Annotated in this window: 18 protein-coding genes; 4 read left to right on the top strand and 14 right to left on the bottom strand. The window is 59.0% G+C overall.

What is annotated here, in order from left to right; genetic code table 11:
- The first annotated feature begins 58 nt into the window (after positions 1 to 58).
- A complete protein-coding gene (gene ccsB, locus HMPREF2781_RS10345; protein ID WP_070645817.1) occupies positions 59 to 1,099 on the top strand; it encodes a c-type cytochrome biogenesis protein CcsB in 1,041 nt (346 codons plus the stop codon).
- Positions 1,100 to 1,357 carry a helix-turn-helix domain-containing protein gene (locus tag HMPREF2781_RS10350; RefSeq protein ID WP_070447960.1) on the top strand — a complete coding sequence of 86 codons (258 nt, stop codon included), beginning with the start codon at positions 1,100 to 1,102 and terminating at the stop codon, positions 1,355 to 1,357.
- On the opposite strand, the gene HMPREF2781_RS10355 is transcribed toward HMPREF2781_RS10350, so the two are convergent.
- Positions 1,354 to 1,671, bottom strand: a complete 318-nt coding sequence (locus tag HMPREF2781_RS10355) for a hypothetical protein (protein ID WP_070645819.1) — start codon at positions 1,669 to 1,671, stop codon at positions 1,354 to 1,356. The genes HMPREF2781_RS10350 and HMPREF2781_RS10355 overlap by 4 nt on opposite strands.
- Positions 1,672 to 1,714: 43 nt before the next feature.
- On the opposite strand from HMPREF2781_RS10355, the gene HMPREF2781_RS10360 reads away from it, so the two are divergent.
- Complete coding sequence (locus HMPREF2781_RS10360; protein WP_070645821.1) at positions 1,715 to 2,056, top strand: DUF4229 domain-containing protein; 342 nt, start codon at positions 1,715 to 1,717, stop codon at positions 2,054 to 2,056.
- 8 nt (positions 2,057 to 2,064) lie between these two features.
- Here HMPREF2781_RS10360 and HMPREF2781_RS10365 read toward each other — a convergent pair whose 3' ends face one another.
- From HMPREF2781_RS10365 to HMPREF2781_RS10385, 5 genes are read right to left on the bottom strand one after another with little or no spacing between them, the layout of a single operon-like run.
- Entirely contained in the window at positions 2,065 to 2,949 is an 885-nt protein-coding gene (locus HMPREF2781_RS10365) for a 1,4-dihydroxy-2-naphthoate polyprenyltransferase (protein WP_070645839.1), read from the bottom strand.
- A 5-nt stretch (positions 2,950 to 2,954) separates the two neighbouring features.
- Positions 2,955 to 3,809: a metal ABC transporter permease gene (locus HMPREF2781_RS10370; RefSeq protein ID WP_070447968.1), complete on the bottom strand. Its 855-nt coding sequence runs from the start codon at positions 3,807 to 3,809 to the stop codon at positions 2,955 to 2,957.
- Positions 3,806 to 4,660: a metal ABC transporter permease gene (locus HMPREF2781_RS10375; RefSeq protein WP_070447970.1), complete on the bottom strand. Its 855-nt coding sequence runs from the start codon at positions 4,658 to 4,660 to the stop codon at positions 3,806 to 3,808. Before HMPREF2781_RS10375 ends, HMPREF2781_RS10370 begins: the two co-directional genes overlap by 4 nt.
- Positions 4,657 to 5,367, bottom strand: a complete 711-nt coding sequence (locus HMPREF2781_RS10380) for a metal ABC transporter ATP-binding protein (protein WP_070645823.1) — start codon at positions 5,365 to 5,367, stop codon at positions 4,657 to 4,659. Before HMPREF2781_RS10380 ends, HMPREF2781_RS10375 begins: the two co-directional genes overlap by 4 nt.
- The gene (locus HMPREF2781_RS10385) at positions 5,367 to 6,293 is read right to left on the bottom strand and encodes a metal ABC transporter substrate-binding protein (RefSeq protein WP_070447974.1); all 927 of its coding nucleotides are present in this window, start codon (positions 6,291 to 6,293) and stop codon (positions 5,367 to 5,369) included. Before HMPREF2781_RS10385 ends, HMPREF2781_RS10380 begins: the two co-directional genes overlap by 1 nt.
- A 108-nt stretch (positions 6,294 to 6,401) precedes the next feature.
- On the opposite strand from HMPREF2781_RS10385, the gene HMPREF2781_RS10390 reads away from it, so the two are divergent.
- A complete protein-coding gene (locus HMPREF2781_RS10390; RefSeq protein WP_070645824.1) occupies positions 6,402 to 7,091 on the top strand; it encodes a metal-dependent transcriptional regulator in 690 nt (229 codons plus the stop codon).
- Here the strand turns inward: HMPREF2781_RS10390 and menE are convergent.
- The 8 genes from menE to cas9 form a co-directional block, all read right to left on the bottom strand.
- Entirely contained in the window at positions 7,088 to 8,236 is a 1,149-nt protein-coding gene (gene menE, locus HMPREF2781_RS10395) for an o-succinylbenzoate--CoA ligase (protein ID WP_070645825.1), read from the bottom strand. The two genes, HMPREF2781_RS10390 and menE, sit on opposite strands and share 4 nt — an antisense overlap.
- Before the next feature lie 11 nt (positions 8,237 to 8,247).
- The gene (locus HMPREF2781_RS12580) at positions 8,248 to 8,409 is read right to left on the bottom strand and encodes a hypothetical protein (protein ID WP_010189743.1); all 162 of its coding nucleotides are present in this window, start codon (positions 8,407 to 8,409) and stop codon (positions 8,248 to 8,250) included.
- A 26-nt stretch (positions 8,410 to 8,435) separates the two neighbouring features.
- Positions 8,436 to 9,416, bottom strand: a complete 981-nt coding sequence (locus HMPREF2781_RS10400) for a 1,4-dihydroxy-2-naphthoyl-CoA synthase (protein WP_070645826.1) — start codon at positions 9,414 to 9,416, stop codon at positions 8,436 to 8,438.
- A gap of 360 nt (positions 9,417 to 9,776) precedes the next feature.
- A complete protein-coding gene (locus HMPREF2781_RS10405; RefSeq protein ID WP_010189741.1) occupies positions 9,777 to 10,238 on the bottom strand; it encodes a DIP1984 family protein in 462 nt (153 codons plus the stop codon).
- A gap of 365 nt (positions 10,239 to 10,603) precedes the next feature.
- Positions 10,604 to 10,861 carry a CRISPR-associated endonuclease Cas2 gene (cas2, locus tag HMPREF2781_RS12320; RefSeq protein ID WP_141750589.1) on the bottom strand — a complete coding sequence of 86 codons (258 nt, stop codon included), beginning with the start codon at positions 10,859 to 10,861 and terminating at the stop codon, positions 10,604 to 10,606.
- A 37-nt stretch (positions 10,862 to 10,898) separates the two neighbouring features.
- Positions 10,899 to 12,091, bottom strand: a protein-coding gene (locus HMPREF2781_RS10410; RefSeq protein ID WP_118779520.1) for an IS3 family transposase whose coding sequence is annotated in 2 segments (ribosomal slippage) — positions 10,899 to 11,803 and positions 11,803 to 12,091 — 1,194 coding nt in all. Because the reading frame shifts where the segments join, the coding sequence is not laid out codon by codon here.
- Positions 12,092 to 12,249: 158 nt separating this feature from the next.
- Complete coding sequence (gene cas1 / locus HMPREF2781_RS12325; protein WP_083308563.1) at positions 12,250 to 13,167, bottom strand: type II CRISPR-associated endonuclease Cas1; 918 nt, start codon at positions 13,165 to 13,167, stop codon at positions 12,250 to 12,252.
- A partial coding sequence (gene cas9 / locus HMPREF2781_RS10420) for a type II CRISPR RNA-guided endonuclease Cas9 (RefSeq protein ID WP_070645827.1) occupies positions 13,167 to 15,982 on the bottom strand: 2,816 nt, incomplete at its 5' end. The genes cas9 and cas1, both read right to left, overlap by 1 nt.

The following is a 15,982-nucleotide window of genomic DNA, read 5'->3' on the forward strand; positions in this document are numbered from 1 at the left end:
GCAGCCTCGTGCGCGAAGCACGGTGTAGGCACGATTGTGAAGGCAAGGTTTCCCACTCATGCAGGTTGATCAAAATCTGTCCAACTTTTCAGACATCGCGGTGCAAACCGCGTTCGTCATTTATGCTCTCGCCTTGGTGCTGTCCCTGGTCTACTACGGCCGGATGCACAGCATCATCGAGGCCATGCGAGCCCGCACGACTGCCGCGGCGCAGCAGCGTGAGCTCGCCACTGTGGGGGCTTCGGCAGATGGCGCCGTGCTTGGCGACGTCCCCCCGACAGCCAACGCAGACAGCGCTGCCCCCGATGCTGACCTAGATACGGATCTGGCGAAGAAGCGGGAGAACGCCGACAAACTCGGCGGCATGACGCAGATGCTGCTGTGGCTGGGCATCGCCCTGCACTTGGCGGCCATCGTGCTGCGCGGCCTGGCAACGGGGCGCTTCCCGTTTGGCAACCTCTACGAGTACGTGCTCATGGTGACCGCCGGCGCCATGGTGGTGGCGACCATTGCCATGCAGCGCAAGGAGTGGCGCACCCTGTGGCCGTGGCTGCTCACGCCGATTCTGGCGTTGATGTTCTATGGCTCCACCAAGCTTTATGCGGAATCCGCTCCGGTGGTTCCCGCACTCCAGTCCCACTGGCTGCCGATTCACGTCACCGTGGTCTCGTTGGGCGCGTCCATCGGCGTGGTCTCCGGTATTGCATCTCTGCTTAGCGTGCTGCGTGAATTCCAGCCGAAGGGCGTTGAGTCTGGTTTCTTCGGTGCGCTTGCCCGCCCGCTTCCTTCGGCGAAGAAGCTGGACCGCTTGGCTTATCGCTTGGGCGTGGTGGCGCTGCCGACCCTGGGCCTGGGTATTGTGCTGGGCGCCATTTGGGCGGAGTCTGCATGGGGCCGCTACTGGGGCTGGGACCCGAAGGAGACCGTCTCCTTTGCCACCTGGATCCTCTACGCCGCCTACCTGCACGCCCGTGCGACGCCGGCCTTCCGCAAGGCCGCACCGTATATCAACATCGCGGCGATGCTGCTCATGATCTTCAACCTGTTCTTCATCAACATGGTTGTCTCCGGCCTGCACTCCTATGCGGGGCTGAACTAAATGGCGGAGACCCCTAAGCCGCGGCACAAGCAGGGCAAGCCGGCGGGCGATAACCCGCAGCTCATCGCTCTCGGTGAGGGCTTTGCGCAGCGCCGCCGAGAACTCGGTATCTTGCAGCAGGCGCTGGCTGAGAAGGCCGGGATTTCGCGCTCCACGCTGCACACCATCGAGCACGGCGGCTCTGGCGTGCGCTGGGAAAAGGTGATTGCGGTGGCTGAGGCCCTCGGCCTTGAGATGACCTTCGAGCCGAAGGCTTAGGCTTCGTCGGCTTCTTCGCCTCTACCGTCTTTGTCCTCGGGGGCCTTGGGTTTCTGGGAACCTTGTGAACCCTGTGAGCGACGGCGGCGCTCTTCTTCTTGGCGCTCTGCCTCCCGCTCCCTGGCGCGGCGCTCTTTGAAGCGCTGCTTCTCTAGGTTCCACAGGAACTCTTCGTCATCGTCTGGGCCCTTGATTGCGGGGCGCTGCGGCTGCTGTGTCTGCTGCACCTTCTTATTCCAACTCGACGGACCAAAGGCCTTCCATACGAGGACCGCCGCGAGGACAAACAAGAGTAGTAGTATCAATCGACCCATGCGTTGTATTCTACGGAATGCCCGCAAAGCAAAAGTGAGAATTATGAGTCAGACAGAAAACACCACCAACACTTCCCAGAACCCCGAACCACCCCAGCCGGATCCGGCCCTCAAGCGCCGCTCCCGCGTCGCTTTGTGGAAGTACGGGGCTGCCCGCGTGGTGCTGTTCATTGTGCTCACCGCGGTGATTCAGCTGCTGGCCATGGCGGTTCTCGGGACCTTTCCGCTGCTGGTCTCCGCCCTGTTGGCGTTGTTTGTGGCGCTGCCGCTGTCCATGCTGATCTTCTCCACGTGGCGCATGGAAGCCACTCAGACGCTGGCGGAGTACTCCGCGCAGCGCAAGGCCCACAAGAAGTGGGTCCAAGAGGAGCTGGCTGGCCGCTAAATCGGTGGTTAAACCAGGGCCAGCGCTACAGCGTTGATAACCGCCCACACCAGCATCGCGCGGCCGGCCATGCCAAGTACCGGGATGAGTTTCGGGCCGCGTGCGCCGCGGTTGACGGTGCGGATAGCACCCAGCGCGAGGGGGAAGTAGAGCAGCGAAGCGAGCGCGGCCCAGGAATCGAAGGCTAGGCCGATGGTGAGTAGTACCGGCAGCAGCAAGAGTGTCATGAATAGCGTGCGGGACTTTTTATCACCCAGGCGCACCGCCAAAGTGATCTTGCCGGTGGCCTTATCGGAGGGGATGTCCCGGATGTTATTGGCCAGGTTTACCGCCGCACTCATACCGCCGATACCCACGGCTAAGGCAAGGCCCGTCCACGTGATGCGGCCGGCCTGCGTGTACTCGGTGCCCAGGACGGCGACGAGTCCGAAGAAAATGAAAACGGCGATTTCTCCGAACCCGCGGTAGCCGTAGGGGTTCTTGCCACCGGTATAGAACCAGGCGCCGGCGATACACACGGCGCCGACGAGGATGAACCAAGCTGCGTTGGCAGCCAGGGAGAGCGAAATTCCCGCGATGGCGGCCACGCCGAAGCAAGCGAAGGCGGCGAACTTGACGTGCTGTGGTTTGGCCAGCCCGCCGCCGGTGAGGCGCTGGGGGCCGGTGCGGTCATCATCGGTGCCGCGGATGCCATCGGAGTAGTCGTTGGCGTAGTTCACGCCGATGATAAGAGCCCAGGCCACGATGAGTGCCAGCAACGCCCGGCCCCAGTGCAAACCATGCGCCGCGGCGGCAGCGCCGGTACCAGCGATAACGGGAGCAAAGGCATTGGCCCAGGTATGCGGGCGAGCACCCTGGAGCCAATCGGCAGGAGTGGCGGAAAAGGCAGACATGCTCACTATTGTGCCACTGGTGTGGTTCGCTGCGGCAATGAGCTGGTGCGTTGGCGAAGGCGGTAGATAATGAGCACCGCGACGAAAACGACGGCATTGGTGACTGTCATTGCGGCAGAGGTAGCTGCGTCGAGGACATAGGCAACCCAAAATCCAACGACTGCGCTGATCGCGGCAACGCCACAGGCAGTCAACACCAGCGTGGGCACGCGCTGAGTAAGCAGTCGCGCGGTCATCGTCGGGAATACCATGAGCGCGATGACCAGCATGGCACCGGCAGCGTGAAAAGCGGCGGTGGCAGTGCAGGCAACCACGGTCATAAAAATGACGTGAAGAACGCGCGTGGGCACCCCGCGTGCGGCACAAAAATCGGCGTCAAAAGTCGTGGCGGACAAACGCGGCAGTGTAAGGGCGAGGAAGAGAGCATTGATACCCAGCACTGCGGCCATGATGTAGCAATAGTTAGGGTTGGAGAAGGCCGCGAGGTTGAGATCACCGACGAGAACCGCGTGGACATCAAGGTGCACGTGGCTCATGTGCGTGGAGATCAAGATGACTCCGGCGGCAAACAGGGCGGGAAAGACCAACCCGAGGGCGGAATCAGCAGTCACCAGTGGGCTTCGCTGGAGCGCATCGGTGCCTAACGCCACTACCAGGGCACCGGCGGCCGCGGTAGCGAGCAGCACGGGCGAATCCAGATCGGAGGTAAAGAGGTAACCGATGGCAATCCCGGGAAGGACGGCATGGCCGATGCCGTCGATAAGCATGGCCTGGCCTTTGAGGACAACAAAGGTGCCGGGGATAGCACAGGCTAAGGCAGTCAGGACGGCAAGGAGACAAGCAGTGGCGGCGAGGGTCATGAGGCGAGCTTTCTGCTGAGGAGGCTGATGGTGACGAGCGCTGCCTGAGCCAGGACGATGACCGGACCGGTGGGCAGCGGGCCGTGCGCAATGGAGACATAGCAGCCGAGAGCAGCGGTGGCCGCGCCGAGGAACCCGGAGAGCGCGATGAAAGGTAGCAAGCGCGTGGTCCAGGGGCGGGCAGCGGCGGCAGGGCTGATGACTACGGCGACCATGAGTACCACGCCGACGACTTTGACACCGAGCACCGTGATGGCGGTGAGGGCGAAGAAACTAGCCGCGTTGAGGAACGAGGCGCGAATGCCGGCTACCTGGGCAAAACTTGAGTCAAAGGTGACCGCGGCCTGCCGGGTGTGAATGAGGAAAAGAAAAAGCAGCACGCAGCCACCGATGATGAGTGTGGAGCGCACATCCGCGCGAGTGAGCGTGGAGGCATTTCCCAGCAAATAATCCTGGATTCCGGCCTTGCCAGGCAATGGTCGGCGGGAAATATACTGCATGAGCAGCATGCCTACCGAGAAAAACGTGGTCAGCGTGGCCGCCATCGCAGTGGTTTGCCCCAGGGGAGTCAACCGCGGGATGAGGTGAATACAGACCACCGCAAGCGTTCCGGTGAGCAGGGCTCCACAAGCAAGGAGCCAGACGTTTCGCCCGTCCCAGCCAATGGCGGTGGCCACGAGGAAGGCGGTGAGCAGGCCGGGCAGGGAAGAATGCGAGATGGCATCGGCCAGCAGGCTGGTGCGGCGAACATATACCAATGGGCCGAGCGCGCCGGCGCAGCCACCGATCAGCACGGTACCCAGGAGTGCCTGGGTATAGGTGTAGTTCTGAAGAAGCTCGAGTGGGTTCATGATGGCAGGGAAAACATATCGGCAATGGCGGACTCTGTGAGAACCTGTTCGGTGGGGCCAGCAGCAACGAGCCGGCCGTGGCCGACCATGAGGACCTCATCGCAAAAGTCGGCGACTTCCGCCAGGTTGTGGTGCACCAGCAGGATGGTCACGCCGTTGTCGCGCAGTTCCTTGAGTACATCCATGATGGCGCGCTGACTTGCGGCATCAACACCAGCGAAGGGCTCGTCCAGGATGATGAATTCCGGATCGCTAACGAGCGTGCGCGCCAACAACACGCGCTGGCGCTGCCCACCAGATAGCGCGGAAATTGGCAGTTGCGCGTGTGCCTGCATTCCGGTGCGAGCAAGTGCTGCGTGGGCGGCGTCTTTGTCAGCGCGGCTGGGCCACTGCCACCAGCGCAGCCCGGCGGTGCGGCCCATCAGGGCAACGTCGAAGGCGGTGGCAGGATAACTCCAGTCGATATTCGCATGTTGTGGCATGTACCCGAGCCGCTGCCGAAAATGCGCAAGATCGACGCCATCGAAGGTCATCGACCCGCAGGCTAGTGGCGGAAGGAGCCCGACCAGCGTGCGGACCAGAGTGGACTTTCCCGACCCATTCGCGCCTACCAGTCCGGTGATGGTCGCGGGGGTGAGGGTGAAGGTGGCGTCGTGAAGCACCGGCGTGCGGGGATAGCCGGCGGTGAGGTTTTCAACGTGGAGCATTAGCTCAGTGCTTTCGCCACGGCGCTAGCATTGTGCTCAAAGGCTCCGAGGTAGGTATCGGTGGGGGCTTCCGGGCCGAGGGTATCGGCAAAGAGCTCCTCATCCGAGATGGTGACTGTCCAGTTGCGGGATTCTACGGCTTCCTTAAGAGAAGTGATGGCCTGTGGGTTCGCCTGGTTGTCTTGGAAGATGACGGGGACCTTTTTCTCCGCGATGGTATCCGCGAGCTCGGAGATCTCAGTGGCGGACTTGGTGGCTTCGGTGGTGACGAAGTCGGTGGCTTGGACTTCAAAGTCGAAGGTCTTGCCGAAGTAGTTGAAAGCGTCATGGCCGGTGATGAGAACGCGCGGGGAGGCGTTTTCGAGTTCCTTAGCGGCCTTGTCGTGCGCGGCTGCAATCTTGTCTTCATATGCATCGGCGGCCGCGGCATAGTCTTCGGCATTGTCAGAGTCGATTTCACCGAGTTTGGTGCCGATGTGATCGACGACCTGGCTCCACAGCTCGGGGCTATTCCAGATGTGCGGGTCGTAGAGTTTTTCGCCCTTGTCGCCTTGCTCGGGCCACGGCAGGAGGTCAGCAGTATCGAGCTGTTCGCCAACTGCTAGCTGCTTCTCACCGAGGGAGGAGAGCTGGTCCACCATTTGCGCCTCGAGGTGAAGGCCGTTCCAGAGGACGAGGTCGGCGTCCTGCATCTTTTCAATATCGCGCGTGGTGGGCTGGTAGGTGTGTGGATCGCCGCCGGGGCCGACCATGGTGGTGATGTCGGCGTCCGGGGCGATGTTGGCGGCCGCATCAGCCAAGTAACCGGTCGTGGCGAAGATCGTCAGATTGTCGTCCTGGGCTTCGGCGGAGTCGCTGCTGGTGCAGGCAGTCAGCGCGGTGGCAGCCACGAGGGAAGCGAGGGGAAGCGCAATAAGTTTCTTCACGGGAAACCTCTCTTATTAAAAGTGAATGTCGATGTTCAATAGATTGAACTTGAAAGAGCATAAGTCCTGAAACCTTTGGAAGCGATAGGCTGAACTACGATGGGGGGTATGCACATCAGTGAGCTGCCCGAACGCACCCAGGACTACCTCAAGATCCTCTGGACCTATGAGGAGAAAGAGGGCGCTAATACCGCGATGCCGCTGGGGGACCTAGCTAAAGCGGCGGGGCAGAAGCTGCCCACCACGTCGGAGGCGGTCAAACGCCTGGCCGCGAAGGGGCTGGTGGAACATGAGCGCTACTTTGGAGTCCGGCTTGTTGAGGAAGGCCGGCGGCTGGCTGTGACAATGGTGCGCCGGCATCGACTCCTGGAAACCTTCCTCGTGCGCACTCTGGGCTATACCTGGGATGAGGTGCACGATGAGGCAGAAATGCTAGAGCACGCGACGTCCGACAGGCTCGTTGAACGTCTCGATTCTTTCCTGGGCAACCCCGCCCGCGATCCGCATGGTGATCCCATACCTGCCCCGGACGGCACTGCCGAGCCGGTCTCGCGCATTACGCTTATCGACGTCCCCGCGCAGACCCCCGTCACCGTGGAGCAGGTCACTGACGCTGACGGCGAATTTTTGCGCTACCTGGATAAATATGGAGTGCGGCCGGGAGTGGAATTGACCGTCGTTGCCCCCTCGGTTGCGGGTGTGCTCGAGGTTGCCGTCGACGGCGGTGCGCACTTCCCCCTCGGGGAATCCGCTGCGCGCGGCATTGCCGTACGCAGCTTTGGCGAAGCGGAGGCTTAGCTGTCCCACATGCGGGCGACGGCGAGGCGGTCTACCTTGCCGGGGCCGGTGGTGGGGAGCTGGGCCAGGCGCTTGAAGTCCTTGGGGATTTGCCACCGGGGAAGGCCACTATCGTCGAGAGCCACAAGGATATCGCCGACATCCGTCCATCCGGTATAGGCAGCGACGATCATCTGTCCCAAGCGTGGGTGGGGGATGCCGACCACGCACACGCCGTCCACTCCCGGCACGCGAAGGATGTGCTGTTCGAGCTGTTCTGGATGGAGCTTTAAACCGCCGGTGTTCAGGATGTTGTCGAGGCGCCCGGTGACGGTGAGGTGGCCGTCGTGAAGCGCGCCGGCGTCGGAGGTAGCAAACCACGAGGTGCCGGACTCATCGACCACGAAGGCATCTGAGTCCACGTTTCGGTAGCCCTGCGCAATCATGGGCCCGCCGAGGTAGATGCGGTTCTCCTCGCCGAGGCGAACACGAGCGCTATCCAGTGGCTGTCCGTTGTAGACGCAGCCACCGGAAGTCTCCGAGGAACCGTAGGTGGTGACGATGGTGATGCGCAGCTTCTTCGCTGACTCCAACAGTTGCGGGTGGGTGGCAGCACCCCCGACGAGGATGGCGTCAAAGGTGCGCAGGGCCTCGATTCCCTCTAGCGAATCCATGGCCTTAGCCAGCTGCATGGGGGTCAGTCCCGTGTATGAGCGATCCCCGGTGGCGGCCAGCTCGTGCGCGGCGCAGGCGAAGTCGGGGATAGAAAAACCTTCCGACAGGTCAAGACAGAGCGGCTCTACACCCGCGACGAGCGAGCGGATTAATACCTGGATTCCCGCGATATGGGCGGCAGGCATGGCTAGCAGCCACTGGCCGGTGCCGCCGAGAGCCCGGTGCGTGGCATCGGCGCTGGAGACCAAGTTGGCGGCCGTGAGTTGCGCGCCCTTCGGTGTGCCCGTGGACCCGGAGGTGGCCACGACCAGCGCGATGGAGGAGTCAATGGGTTCTCCTGCGCGCATGTGGTTGCGCAGGAGCTGCGCGCGGGTGCGGTCCTCCGCCGGGACGGGCAGGAAGGTGGCTTGTCCTGCGATGGCCGCTTCCAGATCAGGGAGGATGGCGGCGGGGTCATGTGGATTGACAGGCAGAGGAGAGAGGATGGTCACGGTTAGCTAGGTTACCGCCCGCGGTGCTCATAGGGGTTGATGAGCTCATCCTCCTGATCGAAGGGGCGCTCACCGTCCCTCTGAGCCTGCTGGATGCGGCGTAACATCCACACTCGCGATGCGATGACGGCAATGAGCGCGATGGCCGCGAGGGCAATGGCGAAATACAGCACTGTGGATTCTCCTCGAGGAATGACGATTAGTAGTAGTACGGGAAGTCATCCCAGTTGGGCTCGCGCTTCTGAAGGAAGGACTCCTTGCCCTCGACGGCCTCGTCTGTCATGTAGGCCAAGCGGGTGGCTTCGCCGGCGAAGACCTGCTGGCCCATGAGGCCGTCATCGGTGAGGTTGAAGGCGAACTTGAGCATGCGCTGGGCGGTGGGGGACTTCATGTTGATTTCGCGCCCCATCTGGATGGCGGCGTCCTCCAGATTGGCGTGGTCAACTACCTCGTTGACCGCACCCATCTCATACATGCGCTGTGCGTCATAGGTGCGGCCTAAGAAGAAGATCTCGCGGGCGTACTTTTGGCCCACCATCTTGGCCAGGTAGGCCGAGCCATAGCCGGCATCGAAGGAGCCGACGTCGGCGTCAGTCTGTTTGAAGCGGGCCTCCTGGCGGGAGGCAATGGTCATATCGCACACCACGTGCAGGGAGTGCCCGCCGCCGGCGGCCCAACCGTTGACCACGGCGATGACCACCTTGGGCATGGTGCGGATGAGGCGCTGGACCTCCAAGATATGCAGGCGGCCGCCCTCAACCTTCTCGCGGGCGGTGTCCACGGTGGATTCATCGGCAGTCGCGTCATCATGCGCGTGCTCCGTGGCGTAGCGGTAGCCGGAGCGGCCGCGGATGCGCTGGTCACCACCGGAACAAAACGCCCAGCCGCCGTCCTTCTGGGAGGGCCCGTTGCCGGTCAGCAATACCGTGCCGACATCCGGGGCGCGACGCGCGTGGTCCAGCGCGCGATAAAGCTCATCCACCGTGTGCGGACGAAACGCATTGCGCACCTCGGGGCGGTCGAAGGCGATGCGGACGATGCCGTCCTTGCGCTGGGGCTTCGGACCGTCACTGATGAGCCGGTGATAGGTGATATCCGTCAGGTCTTCAAAGCCCTCAACGGGGCGCCAGAGTTCCGGCTTGAAAGGATTATCGGTGCTGTAGTTTTTCTGCTCGCTCATGGCACACCAGCTTAATTGGAAAGCGGTGCGCCGGAAGTATAGTCCCCATTCCCAAACCCTCACCCACACTCTCCGCCCAGCGCGGCGGTGATAAACAATAAACAATACTGCGGGATTATCCCCGTCAATGTGCACGTGTACTCCGTACCAGCGCGGTACACCATACAGTGGGACGGAATCGAACCTCCCTGCCTTCTTGCGCTACGAAGGCGCCTGAGAAGCACTGGGCTCTTCCCTGCCCAGTAAGGGTTGCGCTCGCTGCGAAGGGTGTGGGCTACCGTCGCGCGCTTGACGCGCGACATGACTACATGTCGAACGACATGACGTGCCGCAAGAATGCGGCACAACTAGCGGCAGACCTTATTTAGTTATCAGTTCCGTATTCCAGTTCAGCTGCTGGATGCGGGTATCTAGCTCGCGGTACTGGCGGGCCAGATCATCGGCGCGCTCGCGCAACTTCGGCACGGGCACCGTGGCCACGAACTTGATCTCCGAGCGGGAGTAACGGTCGTGGCGCGCACCCGCACGCTCTGCCAATCCCTGGTAGATGCGGCGCTTGCGCAGCAGACCATCACGCAGCGCCAGCGCTTCCATGAGCGTGATCTCATCGTCGAACGCGGTGGCCGTGTTCGTGGCGTTGATGGCGATGACGAGCTCATCGATGCGCTTGGTCACGCCTTCCAGCTCACGGAGGAGATCCGTCGGGTTCTCATCCGGTTCATCGCCTTCCTGAATGCGGACCGTCGCCGCGAGCCGGTCACTCAGCGAGTTGAGGCGCTCCTGCGCCTGGGCGCGCTCGGCCAAGGCTTCAGCAAGTAGCATGATTCCTCCTTAAGAAGTTAGAAGAATTAAGCTAGGGCTACGGCGCTTCGCTGTCAATAGATGATGAGATCAATTTCAGAGTCTTTGCGACAATTCGACTTTCCGCGTCCCTGGAAATCCTTCACTAAGCTATTGATAGCAGGGTAGTGAGGCTGGGGTTCAGTTCTCAATACCCCTGATAGACTTCAACCCTTCTGTCTGCCGTACAATTGCCCGCTGGGGTTCAGTTCTCATTACCCCTGATAGACTTCTCGCATTGATAGAAACAGTTCGACCGCCGCTGGGGTTCAGTTCTCATTACCCCTGATAGACTTCAGTGTGGCCCCAAAAGGGTCGTTTAACTGGAGTTTATCGGTGATCCTCCGCTAGAAAATCGTGAGCTGAGGTGGGGTATTCTCCATTTCGGAAGGCTCTGATTTGGAAAAGCGAATCGCTTTCGACCATTGAATATCAGTGACGGATATGATTCTCACATCTCCGCCTTCTGGTAGACCAGACTTGATTTGCTTGACGGTTGTCGCGATACGGGAGGCGAGGGGGAAATACTGAACGTAAACGCTTAGTTGGGATCTACAAAAGCCAAGGTCTAAGAGGGGGCCCGGCCCCCGGAAAGTAGACACCATGGGGTGGTGAAATTGTGGGGCTTACTTTAGCGCATTGTTACGCTGCGTGGGCTTCGTACTCTGTGGGGGTGAGGTACTTGCACCAGGAGTGTCTTCGGCTGGTGTTGTAGCGCACGCACCATGCGAAGACGTCTCGTCGGCAGACGAGCTGGTTGGCAAAGACTTTCTTGTCTTTGAGGACCTCTCGTTTCAGGGTGGCGTTAAACGACTCTGCCAGCGAGTTGTCGGCACTGGTGCCAACTGCGCCCATGGATTGGGTGACGTTGAGCCTGCGGCAGGTGGCCTGAAACTGCGATGAGGCATAGACACTTCCGTGGTCCGAATGAAAGATCGCCCCGGCAAGACTCCCGCGGGTGTGGTGCGCGTGCTCGAGCGCTTCCTCGACGAGTTCGGTGCGCATGTGGTCGGCGATGGCAAAGCCGACGAGCATCCGTGAATAGCAGTCAATTACTGAAGCGAGATACATATTCGACCCGTCCGCGATCGGCAGATAGGTGATATCGCCAACTAGCACCCTATTTGCAGCCGGAGCCGTGAAATCTCGCTTGACCAGGTCGGCAAACACCACGCGGCCAGGCCCACGCCTGGTGGTGGTGACCTTGCGTTTTTTGGTGTAGCCACGCAGGCGAAGCTTCTTCATGATCCGGGCGATGCGCTTATGGTTGACCGGCCCATTGTCGTTGTAGGCGTCGTTATAGGTCAGCTCTGCCGCGATGCGTTTGGCACCGTAGAGCTGGTCTTTCTCGTTAAAGACCGCCTTGATCTTCGCCCCTAGCATGGCATCGTCAATTAGCCGGCGGTGCCGTTGGGCGCTGCTGGCTTTCCATTTGTAGTAAGAGCTGCGATTGAGCCCAAGGACGGTGCACATCCGCTTGACCGAGTACTCGGTGCGGTGGTCCTCGACAAACTGGAAGCGGATCACCAGTGTGTCTCTTCCATGAAATATTTGGCCGCCTTGCGCAAGATATCGCGTTCTTCTTTCAGCCTGGCGTTTTCTTGCTGCAGTTGGCGTATCTTTTCTGCATCCGTGAGTTGCTTGGCATGATCAGCACGTGCAACCGGTGGCCTCTGGGTCTTTGCACCGGTGCCGTACGTATCGACCCACGTGCGAAGCGTGGTGCGGTAGATCCCTAAATCTTCGGCTGCGGCCTTGAGCGAGAGATGTGGATCGTTCTCGTACATCGCGACTGCGTCGCGCTTGAACTGATCCGAATAAACCTTCCTAGGCATGGAGGTAGATTACCTTTCCCCGACCCAACACGGTCGGAATCGGAGGTGTCTACCAAACAGGGGGCAGGTCCAGGTGGTTTCGAAACCGGTTGGCCTCTCTGGTTTGAATTCTTGATTTAACGGGAAGATCGAACATGACCACGCACCACATTGGTTCACTATCTTTCGCCGGCATCGAGTTTTCCTTCCCAGACGGGAACGTTTAGGTGTTTTAGATTTCCCTCGATATATAGGCCATATTGTTGGCTGAACTCATTAAAAGCTGTGCTTAAGGATTTTCCACTGGAATTGAAGGGGCTGTTTAGATACTGCGATATGAGGGTCTTTTGCGGAGATCCTAATGCTTGTCCGTCACTGGAAACGGTGAATACAACCTGATCAACCATTGGTCGAAATGGTTCAATAAGGTCATCGACCAATGCCCACTTGTTGCCGCGGCCGTGGTGGAATACGCCTAATGCTCCAGATAATCCAGCGCTAGCTACAGCTCGAATGCCGTGGCCGCGCAAAAGTGTGTAACCGTAATCGAGCGCAGAATTCCAGCCAGGTTCTCCGCTGCCAGGTAAACGTAAGTAAGCATGACCATGGGAGATGCAAGACCAGTATTTGCGCGCTGCCTGTGCTTCAAGATTCTCTGGATCGCCAGATTTAACGGTACGAGAGAGGGCGTAGAGTTCCTTGGCTCCAGGCTTAGCTAGTGCTTTTAGAACGGAAGCTTGACCAGAAATTTTGGCTGCGACAATTCGAGACCAAGCTTGCTTCTTTTTGGGCAAAGATAATTGTGATTGGGCTTGGTGGCGAGCACCGATCCGGGAATGTTCGTTCCATGGGTAAGCACCGCCGACCGGAACGTTTCTCCAGTCGCAAACTAAGAGGGCGATGTCGTAGTCACTGAGCTTCTGGAGAACGGCACCGCTGATTGTGCTTTCTGAGCCAATGAGGACGACTGCGATTTGGGCTAGCGGCAGCGAAACATCGGTTGGAGTATCTTCTCGATGGATGATGAGCTGGCCCCGGGAATACCGGAGAGACCCCTTCAAATTGAGACAATCAATGACCCGCCACCCAGAGTTCATTATTCTGCCTTCCAAGAAATGGGCAGATGAGCCTTGCTAGTCAGCCTTATTCTTCCCAGAGCATCTCGACGGACCACAGTCATGTTGCCTTCACCAAAAGCTTTGTTTACGGCTGGCAGCCAGCCCGGTCTATCTATTACTTTCTTGGAGGCTTGAGACACATCGGAAGATAGTCCCTCGGCACTCATATAAAGTGGGCGCAGTCGCAACTTAGAGTTTGAGAAGAACCCATCTAGGCGCCAGCGTTGAATTTGTCCAAACTCTTTTTGCACTTCCGCAATCTGTCCGGTGTTGAAGCTTGAGGTGTCGATGACTAGCTCATCGTCTACAACCAACCAACCAATATACTCTGCCGTGCCGTCGGCAAGGGCCTTGCGCAGTTTGGGCTCTGCCTGGCGGACTGACATTGTCTGCGGTTTGATCTCAGCGGAGAACAGGTCCCCATGTCGGTGCTGCATTAGATCGACATTATAAACCCGCAACATGCTGAAGGAGGAAGCCTTTTTCCCGGGGATTTTATAGATCCGGGCATGGTGGAAACGGCTTAGTTCAGCGTAACCACCTCGTACCTTGATAGCGCCTGCACCAACTGGAAAGACTTCGATTTCGTCGTCGGCATCGTACCAAGTGCCGTGCACACGAATTCGTCGTTCGGGATTCTCTGGCAGACCTTCTTTAGGATCGAAGTCTTCTTCGCGAGTGAGTGCACACCATAATGCTTCGGTGGATGCCCTGTCGATATCGGTGACCGAAATAGCATCGCCGACGCGTATCTTCTTTAACTCTCCGATTGTGTCCTCGTGGGCGCGTCCGTTGCCGATGCGTAGCCTTAGATTCGAGGTAACTACGACTCGGTCTTCATCCAACGCCTGCTGCAAGAGCATGGCGAGTTTTCGCATCTTAGGCAGCCAAGCATTCCACGCCGCGCGATGTGCTTCATCAGCTCCAGTGAATTCTTTCCACTGGGGTGCAGAGCGAAGCAGCTCAGCTTCTCGCTTTTTGTTTGAACGAATGGCAAGAGTTTCTGCGACGTAGTTTTGAGTAAAAGCTACTACTGCAGCATCGACAGCATGATGACGACGGTCGAGGCGAGATTTTCCAGTGCCATCGATGAAACGTAGTTGGCCTGATATTCCCGAAGCACGGCGAGCTTCCGCAGTGAGTGCACCTCGATAGACACTTACGGTAGTGCCGTTATCTTGAAAGCGCTGCGCAACTCTGCCGCGTAGTTCGTTCGCCATCCAAGCAACAGATTCCATCGAGCGGGCGTCGATTGGTTCATCCATGGCGGTTCGCTTCAGTCGCTCGCGGACGCTGGTACGGAATTTGTTGAAGTCCTTTGCTGACATGCCGGAATCTTCGGCCCAGTGGCGCGTACGGTCGAGTGCCTCCTTAACGCTCACACCTGGAATTCCAGACTGGGCTGCCCAAACAGCAAAGGGGAAGTTTTTCTTGGACAGATTACAGCGATGACACACAGCCACGAGGTTGTCACGAGTATTGGTGGAGCCTTGGCCAGCGCGGGGGACAATATGATCCATCTCGCACGTGGAATAAGTGATTGGTTCCCCGCAGTAGGCGCATTGGCAATTTTGGCGTTGTACTGATTGGAACCGCCAAAGGTCGGCACTGCGTGGCTTTCCTTCGATGCCTAGTTTCTCCTGCATATCTTGGAAAAGCTTTTGGTTGCGTTTATGGCGCGCGTTGTTCTCGCGATCAATTTCGTTAGCCTTCGATTTACTGACGAACCCATCGCGGACGTGTTCAATTACGACGGACTTTGGGGCACCCCATACGTCTGCGGCTGCTTCCAGCCACCTTGCCACGCCTTTCAGAACGCGATCTACAGCTGGGTTTCCTACTGGTTCACCAATTCGAGGAGCGGGAGGGGTCCAATCCTTGGGGATGTTAAATTCCGCCAAACGTGCCGCGTAAAGATCAAGATTTTCGTCCAGCATGCGGCTAGTTAGTCGCTTCAGAGTGTCTTCGCAGTATGCGGCACGGCCCATCGGCAGATGTAGAGAATCGAGCTTCTCATGCTCGGTCTCGTCGAGCTCCGCGAAGAAAGCTTGAACTTGAGCTCCTTCAGGGGAATCGAAATCATCAACTTCGGCATTCGACAGAGACTTGAGCATGGCGGCGCGTTCGTCATCCGAGGCCCGCTCCCACCAGGCAGCTAAAGGCTTCACCTTGCAGCCGAGAATCGTCCGGTTGGTGTCATGCACAGGTGGTCGAGCGCCTGCACGTTCGCCATCGTCAGTCATTATGGCCGTTCCTCTTAGTTGGCCACGGTCAATGCGCAAAAGCTCGGCTATGTCTAACCAGGTGGGTTCTTTCTTGTGAGAAAGATTGACAAGGTAATTAAAAACAATCAGCCGCTCATCGCGATCAAGGGGAGAGGTATCGCCGCCGCGGTTGATACGGAGGTTTCCGGTGAGAGCAGCGATACGGTACTGCTGAAAGACGTCAGAAGCTTTTAGAGCTCGGTCTTGACTGGGTTGCAGGGGGTCCTTGCCGACGCGCCCTTGTTGAGCACCTTTGGGGGATTCAGCCTCGAAGACTAGTTCTAAAATGTTTTTCCGTAGTGTGTCGTCTATCTTTTGGACACGGCAAATCTCGTTGATTTCGCGCGCGTGGTCTATCTGATGCAGCCGCGCAGAAATAACTGCCTGCTTCACCTCGTTTGCGGGCTTCTTGTCGTCTTTCTTCTTGCCACCGCCTCGTAGCCTGTCGGTACCCAATTGAGCAAAGGAAATGAGTTGCCCAACGGTGGCATCGTGAGGGGACCTGACCCCTGTTTGGTAGACACCTGATA

The sequence above is a fragment of the Corynebacterium sp. HMSC062A03 genome (assembly GCF_001811145.1).
GTDB classification, from domain to species: Bacteria; Actinomycetota; Actinomycetes; order Mycobacteriales; family Mycobacteriaceae; genus Corynebacterium; species Corynebacterium aurimucosum.